The 14,126-nt window shown below is 74.4% G+C and carries 13 protein-coding genes and 1 pseudogene; 7 read left to right on the top strand and 7 right to left on the bottom strand.

The features are described 5' to 3' along the window. The first annotated feature begins 64 nt into the window (after positions 1 to 64). Positions 65 to 832: an enoyl-CoA hydratase/isomerase family protein gene (locus tag ABZ570_RS12990; protein WP_358061419.1), complete on the top strand. Its 768-nt coding sequence runs from the start codon at positions 65 to 67 to the stop codon at positions 830 to 832. Between the two features lie 175 nt (positions 833 to 1,007). Here the strand turns inward: ABZ570_RS12990 and ABZ570_RS12985 are convergent, their stop codons facing one another. Beyond that, on the bottom strand, positions 1,008 to 1,451 hold the full coding sequence (locus ABZ570_RS12985; protein ID WP_358061416.1) for an HNH endonuclease: 444 nt from the start codon (positions 1,449 to 1,451) through the stop codon (positions 1,008 to 1,010). Positions 1,452 to 1,731: 280 nt separating this feature from the next. Continuing rightward, positions 1,732 to 2,046, bottom strand: a pseudogene (locus ABZ570_RS12980) (MSMEG_6728 family protein); the annotation flags it as partial. A gap of 86 nt (positions 2,047 to 2,132) precedes the next feature. On the opposite strand from ABZ570_RS12980, the gene ABZ570_RS12975 reads away from it, so the two are divergent. Further along, on the top strand, positions 2,133 to 3,914 hold the full coding sequence (locus ABZ570_RS12975) for an NAD-binding protein (protein WP_358061413.1): 1,782 nt from the start codon (positions 2,133 to 2,135) through the stop codon (positions 3,912 to 3,914). Positions 3,915 to 3,921: 7 nt separating this feature from the next. On the opposite strand, the gene ABZ570_RS12970 is transcribed toward ABZ570_RS12975, so the two are convergent. After that, on the bottom strand, positions 3,922 to 5,163 hold the full coding sequence (locus tag ABZ570_RS12970; protein ID WP_358061410.1) for an APC family permease: 1,242 nt from the start codon (positions 5,161 to 5,163) through the stop codon (positions 3,922 to 3,924). Positions 5,164 to 5,172: 9 nt separating this feature from the next. After that, a complete protein-coding gene (locus tag ABZ570_RS12965; RefSeq protein ID WP_358061479.1) occupies positions 5,173 to 5,910 on the bottom strand; it encodes a phosphatase PAP2 family protein in 738 nt (245 codons plus the stop codon). A 142-nt stretch (positions 5,911 to 6,052) separates the two neighbouring features. On the opposite strand from ABZ570_RS12965, the gene ABZ570_RS12960 reads away from it, so the two are divergent. Beyond that, complete coding sequence (locus tag ABZ570_RS12960; protein ID WP_358061407.1) at positions 6,053 to 7,288, top strand: DUF4032 domain-containing protein; 1,236 nt, start codon at positions 6,053 to 6,055, stop codon at positions 7,286 to 7,288. Positions 7,289 to 7,407: 119 nt separating this feature from the next. Here the strand turns inward: ABZ570_RS12960 and nagA are convergent, their stop codons facing one another. The 3 genes from nagA to ABZ570_RS12945 are packed head-to-tail and all read right to left on the bottom strand — an operon-like array spanning position 7,408 to position 10,372. Continuing rightward, positions 7,408 to 8,517: an N-acetylglucosamine-6-phosphate deacetylase gene (gene nagA, locus ABZ570_RS12955; protein WP_358061404.1), complete on the bottom strand. Its 1,110-nt coding sequence runs from the start codon at positions 8,515 to 8,517 to the stop codon at positions 7,408 to 7,410. Continuing rightward, on the bottom strand, positions 8,514 to 9,446 hold the full coding sequence (locus tag ABZ570_RS12950; RefSeq protein ID WP_358061401.1) for an ROK family protein: 933 nt from the start codon (positions 9,444 to 9,446) through the stop codon (positions 8,514 to 8,516). Before ABZ570_RS12950 ends, nagA begins: the two co-directional genes overlap by 4 nt. After that, entirely contained in the window at positions 9,443 to 10,372 is a 930-nt protein-coding gene (locus ABZ570_RS12945; RefSeq protein WP_358061399.1) for a sugar isomerase, read from the bottom strand. Before ABZ570_RS12945 ends, ABZ570_RS12950 begins: the two co-directional genes overlap by 4 nt. Before the next feature lie 199 nt (positions 10,373 to 10,571). Here ABZ570_RS12945 and ABZ570_RS12940 point away from each other — a divergent pair, with 199 nt between their 5' ends. From ABZ570_RS12940 to ABZ570_RS12925, 4 genes are all read left to right on the top strand, one after another. Next, on the top strand, positions 10,572 to 11,357 hold the full coding sequence (locus ABZ570_RS12940; protein WP_358061476.1) for a DeoR/GlpR family DNA-binding transcription regulator: 786 nt from the start codon (positions 10,572 to 10,574) through the stop codon (positions 11,355 to 11,357). A 151-nt stretch (positions 11,358 to 11,508) separates the two neighbouring features. Then, positions 11,509 to 12,516, top strand: a complete 1,008-nt coding sequence (locus ABZ570_RS12935; protein WP_358061396.1) for an ATP-binding cassette domain-containing protein — start codon at positions 11,509 to 11,511, stop codon at positions 12,514 to 12,516. Then, positions 12,513 to 13,529 (top strand): ABC transporter permease subunit, encoded by a 1,017-nt coding sequence (locus tag ABZ570_RS12930; RefSeq protein WP_358061393.1) that lies wholly within the window; start codon positions 12,513 to 12,515, stop codon positions 13,527 to 13,529. Before ABZ570_RS12935 ends, ABZ570_RS12930 begins: the two co-directional genes overlap by 4 nt. 132 nt (positions 13,530 to 13,661) lie before the next feature. Continuing rightward, positions 13,662 to 14,078, top strand: coding sequence for a DUF3263 domain-containing protein (locus tag ABZ570_RS12925; RefSeq protein ID WP_358061390.1), 417 nt, complete (start codon positions 13,662 to 13,664; stop codon positions 14,076 to 14,078). The last annotated feature ends 48 nt before the right edge of the window (positions 14,079 to 14,126 follow it).

The raw sequence follows: 14,126 nt of genomic DNA, 5'->3' as shown, positions 1-14,126 counted from the left end.
CACCCCTCGCGGGTGGTCGTCGGGCCCGCGCCGTTATCGTCGGCGGACCGGCGGAGGAGGAAAGATGTCGGACGCGGAGCTGACCGTCGCGGTGACCGGCCCGGTGGCGACCGTGGTGATCCGGAACCCGGCCCGCCGCAACGCGATGACCAGTGCCATGTGGCGGCGGCTTCCGGTGCTGCTCGACGGCCTGGAGGCCGACCCGGCGGTGCACGCGCTGGTGCTCACCGGCGCCGACGGCACGTTCTGTGCCGGCGCCGACCTCGGTGACCTGGACGAGCTGCTGGAGGCCGGTGACGACAGCATCGCGGTCGCCGCCGAGGAACGGCTGGCGGTCTTCGCCAAGCCCACCGTGGCCGCGATCGAGGGCGCCTGCGTGGGCGGCGGATGCCAACTCGCCGTCGCCTGCGACCTGCGGCTGGCCGCGGCGGACGCCCGGTTCGGCGTACCCCCGGCACGGTTGGGGCTGGTCTATCCGGCGCCGACCACCCGCCGGCTGGCCCGGCTGGTCGGCCCGTCCGCCGCCAAGCACCTGCTCTTCACCGGCGAGCTGGTCGACGCCGAGCGGGCGCTGCGGATCGGCCTGGTCGACGAGGTGCTGTCGGCCGAGGCGCTGGCCGCCCGGGTGACGGCGCTGACCGCCACCATCGCCGAGCGCTCCCGGCTCACCGTCGCGGCGGCCAAGGAGATCATCGACGGGCGCGTCGACGACGCGCGGGTCGCCTGGTGGCACGGCCAGGTCCGGGCCAGCGGCGAGGCCCGGGAAGGCGTGGCGGCGGCCAACGAGCGCCGACCGCCGCGCTTCGGCTGGACGCCGCCCGCCGGCCGCTGACCGCCGCGGAAGGCCGGTGCCGGCTCGGGTACGCGACCGCGCGGGTCGGGTAGTCCCCGGGGCTACCGGAGCAGCCGCGGCATCACCGGTGACGGGCCGGGGACGGCCCGGGGCCGGCGGGCGCCGCGCCGGGGCGTACCCCCGACGCGGCCCCCTGTGCCCGCCGGCCGGCCCGTCACCGCCCCGCGAGCGCGGCCCAGGTCGGCGTCACCGGCTCCCGGCGCAGCGGCATGCCCGCCTCGGCCGGCGTCCGGTCGCCCTTGCGCTGGTTGCACTCGTAGCAGGCGGCGGTGGTGTTCTTCCAGGTGTTCCGGCCACCGCGCGAGCGGGGCAGGATGTGGTCGACGGTGCTGGCCGGGTCGCCGCAGTACGCGCAGCGGTGGCCGTCGCGGCGCAGCACCCCGCCCCGGGACCAGGCCGGGCCGGCGCTGAACCGCCAGCGGGTGACGACGTACCGGACGAGGCGGACCACCCGGGGGACCGGGAAGATCCCGATCACCCGGTCCGGCTCGGCCTCGTGGATCTCGGCGACCCGCCGGCAGAGCATCCGGATCGCGTGCTGGACGGTGACCCGGTGCAGCGGGCCGAGGTCGGCGTTGATGACGAGGACGGCGTCCACCGGGCTCTCCCTTCACGATCGGTGGCGGGGCAGCAAAAAGCCGCCCGGTCCGTGGCGACGGGGCGGCTGTGGCGCTGACGGGCATAGGCGTCAGTCGGGCCACCCGACGCGGGGACCTTCGGCTCGGCAACCGGCGTTGAGCAGCCACGACGGCACGGCGGCGCGGTGTGGCAGCGACATCGACGGCTCCCGGAGCGGTGGTTGACCTTGCGCACTCACCGTAGATCGCCGCCGAAACGGCGGGCAACGCATTTCAATCCCTCTCGCCCCGCCGCTCGTCGGCCTCGGCCAGCTCGGCCTGGGTGCGGACGGTCGTGATCCCACAGGCGGTGGCGAGATCGGTGGTCAAGGTGGCGGCGCAGGTGTCCGCCCGGCCCGGCTCGCACCAGACGGCGCAGACGTCCAGCCCGTACCGGGTCAGCGCCTCCTCGTACCCGGCCCACATCTTCACCGCCGGGTGGTTGCGCCAGCCGTAGGTCGACCAGGTCAGCCCGCGCAGCACCTGGATGGTCTCCACCCGCTGCCTGCCCAGCCGCTTCTGGTCCAGCGTCCGGGCGCTGGCCAGGAAGTCCGGGTACGGGAGGAAGGTCTGCACGGCGCTCCTCTACCCGTACTCGGGGACACCATGCGTTCACGATCACGGGGCTGCGCGTACCGCGAACGCTTGCATACGATCCGGGCATGGCCGAGCCACTGCGCGAGCGCGCGCGCCGCGCCGCCGGCTGGCGGCCCCGGATGAACGGCGACCCCCGCCCGCATTACGTGGTCTGCGGCTCCGACCCGCTGGCGTACTGGGTGGTCCGGTCGTTGCTCGCCACCGAGTCACCGGCCGGGCGGGTCCGGGTCACCCTGGTGGTGCCCGAGCGGCGCCGCTCCGAGGGGCCGGACGGCCGGGACGTCGAGGGTGTCCAGGTGGTCCTGGCCGACCGACTCGACGAGGCCACCTTCCGCCGGGCCGGGCTGGCCGGCGCGGACGGGCTGGCCCTGCTGCACCAGGACGACGTGGGCAACATGCACGCCGCGCTCTGCGCGCAGGAGGTCGAGCCCCGGCTGCGCCTGGTGGTACGGATGTTCAACACCAGCCTCGCCAACGGCCTCCGGCAGCTCTTCCCCGACTCGGCGGTGCTCTCCGACGCCTCGATGGCCGCCCCGGCGTTCGTGGCCGCCGCGCTCGGCGAGCTGGCCCCCACCCACTTCCGGCACGCCGGCCGCACCCTCTACGTGGCCCGCCGTGCCGACGTACGCCCGCGGGACGTGGTCTGCGGGCTCGCCGTCACCACCGACCCGGAGCTGGTCCGGGTGCTGCCCGCGGACGAGGCGGCGGCCGACGTGGTGCTGGCCGAGGCGACCGGGCAGCCGGCCGGCACGGAGCTGGCCGCCCGCCGGCTGGCCCGGGCCCGGCGACGCCGCCAGCCCGTGGTGGTGCTGCTCCGCGCGATCCGCAGCTTCGCCACCCGCAAGATCGGCGTGGCGGTGCTGGTGCTGCTCGGCGTGATCGCCGTGCTCGGCTGGCTGAACGCCCGCGCCGCCAGCGTGAACTGGTCCGACGCGCTCTACCTCACCCTGGTCGACACGTTGAGCGGGGAGGACCCGGACGTCGACAAGACGGTCGCCGCCCAGATCATGCAGGTGGTGCTCAACCTGGCCGGGCTGGCGCTGATCCCGCTGATCACGGCCGCCGTGGTGGACGGCATCGTGAACGCCCGGCTGGCCCTGCACAATGGCCGGATCCAGCCCGACCGGTCCGGCCACGTGGTGGTCGTCGGGCTGGGCAACATCGGCACCCGGGTGATGGCCCAGCTGAACGACTTCGGGGTTGAGGTGGTTGCCATCGACCGGAATCCGGATGCCCGGGGCGCGGCGCTCGCGCACCGGCTGGGCGTACCGCTGATCGTGGGGGACGCCGGCGAGGAGGAGACACTGCGGGCCGCCTCGGTGGCGACCTGCCAGGCGCTGGTGGTGGTCTCCACCGACGACGGCGCCAACCTCCGGGCCGCGCTGAACGCCCGCAGCCTCGACCCCGGCCTGCGGGTGGTGCTCCGGCTCTTCGACGGCGACTTCGCGGAGCGGATCCAGCGGGCGTTCGGCATCGGCATCTCGCGCAGCGTGTCGTACCTGGCTGCGCCCGCGTTCGCGGTGGCGCTGCTGGACCGTGCCGTGGTCGCCACCATTCCGGTCGACCGGCACGCGCTGCTGGTCACCGAGGTGCCGGTGCTGGCCGGCTCCCCGCTGGACGGCCGCCCGCTCGGCGCGGTGGCCCGCCCCGGCGAGGTACGCCTGCTCGCGCACACTCCGGCCGGGCAGCGCACGGACTGGTCCGCCGACCCGCGGATGGTGATCCAGGCGGGGGACCGGCTGACCGTGGTGGCCCGGCGGGCCGGGCTGACCGCCCTGCTCCGGGAGACCACCCCGGTCCCGTCCGAGCCGCCCGGGGCGCCGTCCCCGCGACAACCCGAGGAGTGACGAGGGTTCAGGCCCGGCCGAGGGCGTGCCGCAGGGCGTACCCGAGGGCGCCGAGGGCGAGTACGCCGAAGCCGGCGATCACGCTCGCCAGCGGCAGGCTCACCGCCAGCACCAGGCAGCCGACCAGCCCCAGCGTGGCCAGCAGCTGCACCGGGACCTTCCGGGCCGGCTCGCGGCCCAGGGTGAGCGCGGAGGCGTTGGCGATCGCGTAGTAGACCAGCACCGTGCAGCTGGAGAAGCCGATCGCGCCCCGGATGTCGCCCACGGACACCACGACCACCACCACGGCGGCCACGGCCAGCTCGGCGCGGTGCGGCACCCGGAAGCGGGGGTGCACGGCGGCCAGCACGCCGGGCAGGTCGCGGCGACGGGCCATCGCGAGGGTGGTCCGGCCGACCCCGGCGATCAGGGAGAGCAGCACTCCGGTCACCGCCACGGTCGCCCCGGCCCGGACCAGCCAGGCCAGGCCGGGCAGCCCGGCGGCGGAGACCACCTCGACCAGCGGTGCGGTGGAGGCGGCGAGCCGCTCCTCGCCCAGCACGCCGAGCGCGACCACGGCCAGCACCAGGTAGACGGCCAGCACGATGCCGAGCGCCAGCGGCACGGCGCGCGGGATGGTCCGCTGCGGATCACGGACCTCCTCGCCGAGGGTGGCGATCCGGGCGTACCCGGCGAAGGCGAAGAAGAGCAGGCCGGCGGCGGTGAGCACGCCCCGGCCGTCGGCACCGGGGAGACCGTCCAGCCGGTCGAACGCGACGTGCGGTGCGCCGCTGACCGCCACCACGGCGAGCACCGCGAGGGTGAGGCCGACCAGCACCCGGGTGGCGGTCGCCGTCTTGCCGATGCCGCGCAGGTTCACCGCGGTCACCGCCACCACCGCGAGGACCGCGACGAGCCGCGCCCGCCCCGGCCAGAGGTACGCCCCGATGGTCAGCGCCATCGCCGCGCAGCTCGCCGTCTTGCCGACCACGAACCCCCAGCCGGCGAGGAACCCGGTGAACGGGTGCAGCCGTTCCCGGCCGTAGACGTAGGTGCCGCCGGACTCCGGGTAGCGGGCGGCGAGCCGGGCCGAGCTGGTGGCGTTGCAGTAGGCGATGAAGCCGCCCAGGGCCACCGCGATCAGCAGGCCCAGGCCGCCGGCCGCCGCCGCGGCGGGGGCGAAGACCACGAAGACGCCCGCGCCGAGCATCGACCCGAGGCCGAGGACCACCGCGTCGGGTACGGCCAGCCGCCGCGCCAGTTCCACCATGGGCGCAGGCTACGGGGACGAGATGAATGGACGATTCCACCCGCGCAGCGCGGCGGGCAACGGCAGGCCGTCCCAGGGCACCCGGTGCAGCAGCCGGTCCAGCAGCAGGCCGAGGAGCAGGCCGGCGACCGAGTCGGTCAGCCAGTGCCAGCCGAGGTAGATCGTCGTGGCCAACACGATCAGCGGCGGCAGTACCCGGATCACGGCGACCAGCCGGGGCGGGACGGCGCGGCCGAAGGTGTGCAGCAGCGGGGCCAGGAGCAGGGCGAGCACGCCGTACCAGACGATCGCGTTGGCCACGTGCCCGGACGGGTACGACTGGGCGAAGCGTACCGGCAGGTCGTGCTGGAACAGCGGCAACGTCTGGTCGGGCGGCAGAAATGGTTCCCTGGTGCTGGCGCTGGGCGCCGGCCGGGCGGTCCACACCTTCAACGGCCCGATCGTCAGGTACGTCAGCACGAACGCGGCCACCGGCGGCAGCACCGGGCGGACCGAGCGGAGCCGGACCGCCACCAGCACGCCCAGCCCGGCCGCGAGCAGCGTCAGCGGGGTGCCCTGGCCCAGGAAGTTCAGGATCATCGCGGCCCACCGGGCGGCGGTCGGACGGTGCTCCGCGGCCCAGTCGGCGACCGCCCGGTCGAGGCCGAAGAGGTGCCCGGTGGCGAGGGCCGCGGTCAGGCCCACCAGGATGGCGAGCAGCAGCCCGTCGAACCACCAGCCGGCCGGCCGGACGGGCCGGAGCCGCAGCTTCTCGCGTACTCCCGTGGTCTCCCGCACGCGACCACGCTACCGGCCGCCGCCGGCGCCGGGCCGGGCGCGGGCGTCCGGCGGCTGTGTGCCGGCCCACGATGGGAAGCGCTTCGCCGGGTCACCCGTCAGACTTGTCCCCGTGCGGATCACCTCGGCCCTCGTCGACCCGGCACTGCTCGACCTGCCCTGGTCGACCCCGCTGGACGAGTGGCCGGCCGAGCATCTGGTCGCGCTGCCGCAGGGCATTTCGCGGCACATCGTGCGCTTCGTCCGCCTCGGCGACTACGTCTACGCGGTGAAGGAGACCGGGGAACGGGTGGCCGAGCGGGAGTACGACCTGCTCCGAGCCCTGGAACGGATCGACTTCCCGTCGGTCGAGGCGATCGCGATCGTGGCCGACCGGCAGACCGACGACGGCCGGCCGCTGGATCCGGTGCTGATCACCCGGCATCTCCAGTTCTCGCTGCCGTACCGGGCGCTCTTCTCCCGGACGCTGCGGCCGGAGACCATGAACCGGCTGCTCGACGCGCTGGCGGTGCTGCTGGTCCGGATGCATCTGACCGGCTTCTTCTGGGGCGACTGCTCGCTGTCCAACACGCTGTTCCGGCGGGACGCCGGCGCGTTCGCCGCCTACCTGGTGGACGCCGAGACCGGGGCGTTGCACCGCTCGCTCTCCAACGGCCAGCGCGGCGAGGACCTGGAGATCGCCCGGGTGAACATCTTCGGTGAGGCGCTGGACCTGCAGGCCGCCGGGCTGCTGCACGAGTCGATCGACCCGGAGGTGGTCTGCGAGGAGGTCGTGCAGCGGTACGAGCGGCTCTGGCACGAGATCACCTACGAGCAGCAGGTCGAGCGGGACGCCCGGCACGACATCGAGCGGCGGATCCGCCGCCTCAACGAGTTGGGCTTCGACGTCGCCGAGGTGGCCATGTCCACCGCCGACAACGCGCGGTACCTGGTCCGGCCCAAGGTGGTCGACGTCGGCTACCACACCCGTCGGCTGCTCCGCCTCACCGGTCTGGACGCCGAGGAGAACCAGGCCCGCAAGCTCCTCAACGACCTGGACGCGTACCGGACGGAGAGCGACCTCATCGACGAGCACCAGGCGGCGCACCGCTGGCTGACCGAGGTGTTCGAACCGGTGGTCCGGGCGGTGCCGGCGCACCTGCGCAGCAAGCTGGAGCCGCAGGAGCTCTTCACCCAGATCATCGAGCACAAGTGGCTGCTGTCCGAACGGGCCGGCCGGGACGTGGGCATGCGCCACGCGGTGCAGTCCTACCTGGCCGATGTGCTGGTGCACCGCCCGGACGAGCAGGCCGTGCTCGGCGTCGGGCGTCATGAGGAAGACATGGTTGCTCGCCGCCTTTCGAGCTGATGTCGCAAACGATTCACGCCGGACGGCGGCGAGTCGCCGGTGATGTCAGCTCCAAAGGCGGCGACGGGTCGTCGCAACCCGCAGCCCGCAGCCCGCAGCCCGCAGCCCGGCAGCCGGGCTTACTCCACCCAGTCGCCGCCGCGCATCACCCGGACGACGTTCAGGTCGTCGTCGAGCACGACGAGGTCGGCCCGGAGGCCGGGCTGGAGCGCTCCGACCCGGTCGCCCAGGCCGATCGCCCGGGCCGGGGTGGTGGCGACCATCCGGCAGGCGTCGGGCAGCGCGACCCCCGCCGCGACGGCGTGCCGCAGGGCGGCGTCCATGGTCAGCGTGCTGCCGGCGATGGCGCCGTCCCGGCTCAGCCGGGCCACCCCGCCGGCCACGGTGACGGCCTGGCCGCCCAGCTCGTACTCGCCGTCGGGCATGCCGGCGGCGGCCATCGCGTCGGTGATCAGGGCGGCCCGCTCCGGACCGGCCACCGAGGTGGCGAAGGAGAGCATGCCGTCGTGCAGGTGCACCCCGTCGGCGACCAGTTCGCAGACCACGTTCGGGGCGTCGAGCAGGGCCACCACCGGCCCGGGCTCCCGGTGGTGGACCGGGCGCATCCCGTTGAACAGGTGAGTGCCGACGCTGGCCCCGGCCGCCACGGCGGCCCGGGTCTGCTCCCAGGTGGCGTCGGTGTGCCCGACCGCCGCCACCACGCCGCGCGAGACGAGCAGCTTGATCGCGTCCAGCGCGCCGTCCCGCTCGGGGGCCAGCGTGACCATCCGCACCGCGCCGCCGCCCAGCTCGATCAGCTCGGTCAGCTCGTCGACGGACGGGTCGCGGAGGAACTCCGGGTTCTGCGCGCCGCAGCGGTCCGCCGACAGGTACGGCCCCTCGAAGTGGACCCCGGCCAGCACGCCCGACTCCACCAGCGGCCGGAAGGCCGTGGTGGCGTCCCGCATCAGCGGGAACGGCGAGCTGACCAGGCTCGCCAGCAGGGTCGTGGTGCCGTGCCGCAGGTGGAAGGCGGCCGCCTCACGGGCCGATCCGGCGTCGCCGGTGGTGAAGGTGTGCCCGCCGCCGCCATGGGTGTGCATGTCCACGAAGCCCGGCAGGATCCAGTGCCCGTCGCGCACCGACGGGTACTCGGCGACCGCCCTGATCCGGCCATTCGTGATCTCCACGCAGCCCTGCCGGATCACGCCGGTCGGGGTCACCACCTTGCCGGTCACGCGCAGGGTCATCCGGTCTCCTCCTCCAGGGCGTCCAGGGCGAGCAGGGCGGCGCCGACGCAGCCGGCCTCGTCGCCGAGGGCCGCCGCCACCAGGCGCGGCTCCCGGTGGAAGGTCAGCCGGGCGTGCAGTGCCGCGCGCAGCGGGTCGAACAGCCGGGGGCCGGCCTGGGCCAACCCGCCGCCGATCACGATCGTCTCGACGTCGAAGAGCGCCTGCCCGGTGGCCAAGCCGTCGGCGAGCGCCTCGACGGCCTCCCGCCAGACCCGGGCGGCCAGCGGTTCGCCGCCGGCCGCCCGGTCCGCCACGTCGGCGGCGGTCGCCGGGGCGCCGGCCAGCTGGGCGTACCGGCGGCCGATCGCCGAGGCGGATGCGATCGCCTCCAGGCAGCCGGGGCGGCCGCAGCCGCAGCGCGGGCCCTCGGGGCGTACCAGGATGTGGCCGATCTCGCCGGCGGCGCCGTGCGCGCCGGCGGCGGCCGACCCGTCGACCACGTGGGCGGCGGCGATGCCGGTGCCGATCGCGACGAAGAGCACGTGGCCGGCGTCGCGCCCGGCGCCGAGCCGGGCCTCGGCCAGGCCGCCCACCCGCACGTCGTGGCCGAGCGCCGTCGGCAGCCCGAGCCGCCGGCGCGCCAGCTCCCGCAGCGGTACGTCCCGGAAGCCCACGTTCGCCGACCAGACCGCGACCCCGCGGGCCTCGTCGACCACCCCCGGTACGGCGATCCCGCAGGCCACCGGGGCCAGCCCTTCGGCGCGGGCCTTGCCGGCCAGCCCGTCGGCGACGTCGAGGATCGTGTCGACCACCGCCTCCGGGCCACGCGCCGCCTCGGTGGCGTGCCGTTCGGCGTGCACGGTCGTGCCGTCCGGGCGCACCAGGGCGCACTTCATCCCGGTGCCGCCCACGTCCAGCGCGACGACGACCTCGTCGCCTGAACTCACGCGAGGACCACGGAGCGGGTCAGGTGCCGGGGCGCGTCCGGGTCGAGGCCGCGGCTGGTGGCCAGCGCGACGGCGAAGCGCTGGGCGAGGATCAGGTCGGCCATCGGATCCACCGGGGTACGCCCGGCCGCCCACTTGGTCAGCACCGTGCGCGAGCCATGGGTGCGGCTGTGCACGAAGGCGGCGCCGGTGGCGGAGACGTCCTCGGGCAGCCCGTCGGGGATCCCGCCGAACGCCCAGACCAGCCGGCCGGGGGCGGCGATCGAGATCGGCCCGTGCCGGTAGTCCATCGCCGGGTACGCCTCGGCCCAGAAGGTGGCCGCCTCGCGGCACTTCAGCGCGGCTTCCTGGGCCAGCCCGACGGTCCAGCCGCACCCGAGGAAGGTGACCTGCTCGATGGTGGCCGGGTCGATCGGCAGCGGGGCCCGGACGGCCACCTCGGCGTCGGCGGCCAGCCGGCCCAGGTCGTCGCCGAGGTGGGCGCGGAGCAGGGCGAGCGCGGTGGTGGCGAACCGGGTCTGCACGACCGAGCGCTCGTCGGCGAAGGGCAGGGTCACCGCGGACCCGGCCAGCTCGACCGCCGGGGAGGCCGGGTCGCCGACCAGGACCGTGGTCGGGACCTGGCCGCGCAGCGCGGCGAGCAGATCCAGCACCTCCGTGGTGGTGCCGGAGCGGGTGATGGCGATGAGCCGGTCGTAGCGGCGGCCGATGGGGAACTCGCTGGCCTGGAAGGCGTCCGTCTCGCCCTGGCCGGCGCGCTCGCGCAGCCCGGCGTACGCCATGGCCATGAACCACGACGTGCCGCAACCGACGACGGCGACCCGCTCGCCGGGGCGCGGCAGGCGGTCGACGACGGTCGGGGCGAGCCGTGCCGCCTCCCGCCAGCAGTCGGGCTGGCTAGCGATCTCCGCGTGCACGTACGCCATGACAACTCCTCGCCACGGGGCGGCCCTGCGCAATACGGCGCGTTATGGCCACCTTTCGCGCGTTATTCTGCGCGAAGTTTGGTGGATGTGGCAACCAGCTCCCGGATTGCGCAGGCCAGGGTTTTGCGCCTGCCAGTTTCGCGCACTAGTGTGCACGCAACCAATCACGGTTCGTGCAGAGTCAGTGGAGGCCCCCGCGGTGGACCGGTACGCCCGATGGAACGCCCTGCTCGAGATGCTGACCGACAGTGGCCGGGTCAGCGTCGAGGAGGCGGCCGAGCGCCTGGGGGTCTCCCAGGCCACCATCCGGCGTGACTTCGACCAGCTCGCCCAGCAGCAGATGATCACGCGGACCCGGGGTGGGGCGGTCGCCAACGGCGTCTCGTACGACCTGCCGCTGCGCTACAAGACGGCCAAGCACTCGGCCGAGAAGCAGCGGATCGGGGCGGCTGCCGCCGCGCTGGTCTCCCCGGGCACCGTGGTCGGCCTGAACGGCGGCACCACCAGCACCGAGGTGGCTCGGGCCCTGGCCGTCCGGCCGGATCTCAACACCAGCGCCGAGGGCGCCCAGCTCACCGTGGTCACCAACGCCCTGAACATCGCCAACGAGCTGCTGGTGCGCTCGCGGATGAAGGTGGTGGTCGCCGGCGGCGTGGTCCGGCCCAAGTCGTTCGAGCTGGTCGGCCCGCTGGGCGGGGCGCTGCTGCGCGAGGTGACCCTGGACGTCGCGCTGCTCGGCGTGGACGCGATCGACCCGCAGCTCGGCGCCGCCGCCCACCACGAGGGCGAGGCGGCGATGAACAGCCTGATGGTGGCCCGGGCGAAGCGGGTGGTGGTGATCGCCGACTCGTCCAAGCTGGGCGGTCACGCCTTCGCCCGGATCTGCCCGGTGGACCGGGTGGAGACGCTGGTCACCGACTCCGGCGCGGCCCCGGCGGTGGTGCAGGCGTTCCGCGACGCCGGCGTACAGGTCATCTGCGCCTGAGGCGCAAGGAAGGGCCCCCTGTTAACGCCTCCGGTATAGGAAGGGCCCCCTCCTGACAGCTCGATCGGCGCGTATGTGCATACCTGGTATTGCCTCCGTCTGCATACCGCGTATGGTGTCGCTGTCACTTACTTCATCGGGGGAGGTCAGCTTGTCAGCTGTCCTGGAGATCGAGGGTCTCCGCAAGACGTACCGGAGTCGTAAGCGCGGGACACGACACGCGCTCGACGGCTTCGACATGCGGGTCGAGGCCGGGCAGGTGCACGGCTTCCTCGGCCCGAACGGCTCGGGCAAGACCACCACGCTGCGCACGCTGCTCGGCCTCATCCGGCCCAACGGTGGCCGGATGGCCATCCTCGGCCACGAGCTGCCGCAGGCGCTGCCGGCCGTCGCCGGACAGGTCGGGGCCATCGTGGAGAGCCCGCAGTTCTTTCCGCACTTCTCCGCCCGGGACACGCTCGGCCTGCTGGCCCAGGCCGGGGAGCTGCCGCGGCAGCGGGTCGACGAGGTGCTGGAGCTGGTCGGGCTCCGGGAACGGGCCGGCGAGCGGGTGAAGACCTACTCGCTGGGCATGAAGCAGCGGCTCGCGGTCGCCTCCGCGCTGCTCAAGAACCCGAAGCTGCTGATCCTCGACGAGCCCGCGAACGGCCTCGACCCGGGCGGCATCCGGGAGATGCGTACCCTGATGCGGGACCTCGCCGCCTCGGGCATGACCGTGGTGCTCTCCAGCCACATCCTCGGCGAGATCCAGGTCATCTGCGACTCGGTCACCATCATCTCGCTCGGCCGGCGGGTCGCGTTCGGCCCGGTCGAGCAGGTGCTCGCCGCGCACTCCCAGGGCGCCGTACGGGTCCGGCTGGAGGCGGTCACCGACCTGCCGCAGGCCGCGGACCTGCTCACCCGCGCCGGGATCCGGGTCACCACCACGCAGCCGGACCACCTGATGCTCGGCGGCGTCGACAAGCCGGCCACGGTCAGCCGCCTCCTCGCCGAGCAGGGCCTGTACGTCAGCGAGCTGGCTCCGGTCGCGGCCGACCTGGAGAGCGTCTTCCTCGACCTGACCGGCACCGCGCCGGTACCCGGCCAGCACCGGCAGGTCGACCAGTCCATGAAGGTCGGTGAGCCGGGCTCCGGCGCCGGAGGAGGTTGGGGCGCATGAGCCTCTACGTGACGGAACTGCGGCGGCTCGCCAAGCGCCGGCTCACCCGGCTGCTGCTGGTCCTGCTGGTGCTCGGGCTGGCCGGCGTGGCCACCGCGTTCAGCCTCTCCAGCCACAAGCTGTCGAAGGAGGTCGTCGCGGCGGCGCAGGCGGAGGCCGACGCCCAGTACCGCACCGCGATGGAGAGCTGGAAGAAGAGCGTCGCCGACTGCGACGCCGCCCAGGCCCGCGGCGACCAGGACATCGAGCAGCGCTTCGGACCGAACTGCGGCCGTGACTGGCCGCCGCAGCCGGAGATGTTCGACCCGAAGTGGAACCTTCCCTACCAGTTCGACTTCCGGGGCGAGTTCCCGATGTTCATCGCCGTGTTCGCCGGTGCGGTCGGGCTCTTCGCGTTCCTCGTCGGCGCCTCCTTCATCGGGGCCGAATGGGCCACCGGCGGGATGATGAACCTGCTGCTCTGGCGGCCGAAACGGCTCGCCGTGCTCGGTACCAAGCTGGCCGCCGTGCTCACCACGGTGCTCGGGGTGAGCCTCGTGCTCGGCGCGCTCTGGACGCTGGCCTTCTGGCTCATCGGCACCTACCGGGGGAGCACCGCGAAGATGACCGCCGGGGCCTGGCAGTCGATCGGGCTGGACGGCCTGCGGGCGGTCGGGCTCGTCCTGGCGGTCGGCGCGGTCGCCTTCGCGCTCGCCTCGCTGGGCCGGCACACCGCGATGGCGCTCGGCGCGGTCGTGGCGGTCTTCGGGATCAGCGAGGTCGCCGTCCGTATCGCGGTCGGCGTGCTCGCGATCCCGTTCGGTGACCGGTACGTGCTCTCCACGTACGCGCAGGCCTGGTTCATGAAGCAGGTGCAGCTGTTCGACCATCGGGCGTGCGATTTCGCCCAGGGTGAGTGCCGTCCGGCGGAGCTGTTCATCACCTGGCAGGACTCGGCCCTGGTGTTCGGCCTGGGCGTCGCGGCGGTCGTGGCCGCCGCATTCTGGGCGATGCGCAAGCGGGACATCGCCTGACCGTCCTCCGCGCCGTCGACGCGGGTCGACGGCGCGGAGGAGGCGTCCGATGCGGACGGGGTGCCCCGCTGGTTACGCTGGGGCTCCCCGGCCGGCGGTCGCCGTGCCGGTCGTCCACCTCCGAGGAGCGCCATGCCCGCTGACGCCTCCGCGGCCGCCGCCGGCCGACCCGAGCCGTCCGGGCAGGCCGACGTCGTGCACCGGCAGGCCGTTCCCCCGCCCCGCTCCGCTCCCGCCGTCGAGGCCGCTCCCGCGCCGGGCGCCGCCCCGGCGGACGCCGCCGAGGACCCCCGGCCGGACGCCGTCGCCGGACCGGCCGACGGGCTCAGCGAACGGGACCGGCGGATCCTCGCCTTCGAGCAGCAGTGGTGGAAGCACGCGGGCGCGAAGGAACAGGCGATCCGGGACACCTTCGGGCTCTCCGCGACCCGGTACTACCAGCTGCTCAACGCGCTGCTCGACCACCCGGCCGCGCTGGCCGCCGAGCCGGTGCTGATCGGCCGGCTGCGCCGGCTGCGCGCCGCGCGGGCCCGCAACCGGCGGCGCTGAAACCGCGGGCCGCGCCGGCTGCGCTGAAACCCCGGGCCGCGCCGGCTG

The organism is Micromonospora sp. NPDC007271 (assembly GCF_040634005.1).
GTDB lineage: Bacteria > Actinomycetota > Actinomycetes > Mycobacteriales > Micromonosporaceae > Micromonospora.
This window is presented reverse-complemented; position numbering and strand designations above follow the sequence as displayed.

Excerpts from the sequence above, each read along its gene's own strand:
- nagA (WP_358061404.1), bottom strand. The coding sequence starts at position 8,517 with ATGACCCTGCGCGTGACCGGCAAGGTGGTGACCCCGACCGGCGTGATC.
- ABZ570_RS12945 (WP_358061399.1), bottom strand. The coding sequence starts at position 10,372 with ATGGCGTACGTGCACGCGGAGATCGCTAGCCAGCCCGACTGCTGGCGG.
- ABZ570_RS12925 (WP_358061390.1), top strand. The coding sequence starts at position 13,662 with ATGCCCGCTGACGCCTCCGCGGCCGCCGCCGGCCGACCCGAGCCGTCC.
- ABZ570_RS12975 (WP_358061413.1), top strand. The coding sequence starts at position 2,133 with ATGGCCGAGCCACTGCGCGAGCGCGCGCGCCGCGCCGCCGGCTGGCGG.
- ABZ570_RS12930 (WP_358061393.1), top strand. The coding sequence starts at position 12,513 with ATGAGCCTCTACGTGACGGAACTGCGGCGGCTCGCCAAGCGCCGGCTC.
- ABZ570_RS12990 (WP_358061419.1), top strand. The coding sequence starts at position 65 with ATGTCGGACGCGGAGCTGACCGTCGCGGTGACCGGCCCGGTGGCGACC.
- ABZ570_RS12970 (WP_358061410.1), bottom strand. The coding sequence starts at position 5,163 with ATGGTGGAACTGGCGCGGCGGCTGGCCGTACCCGACGCGGTGGTCCTC.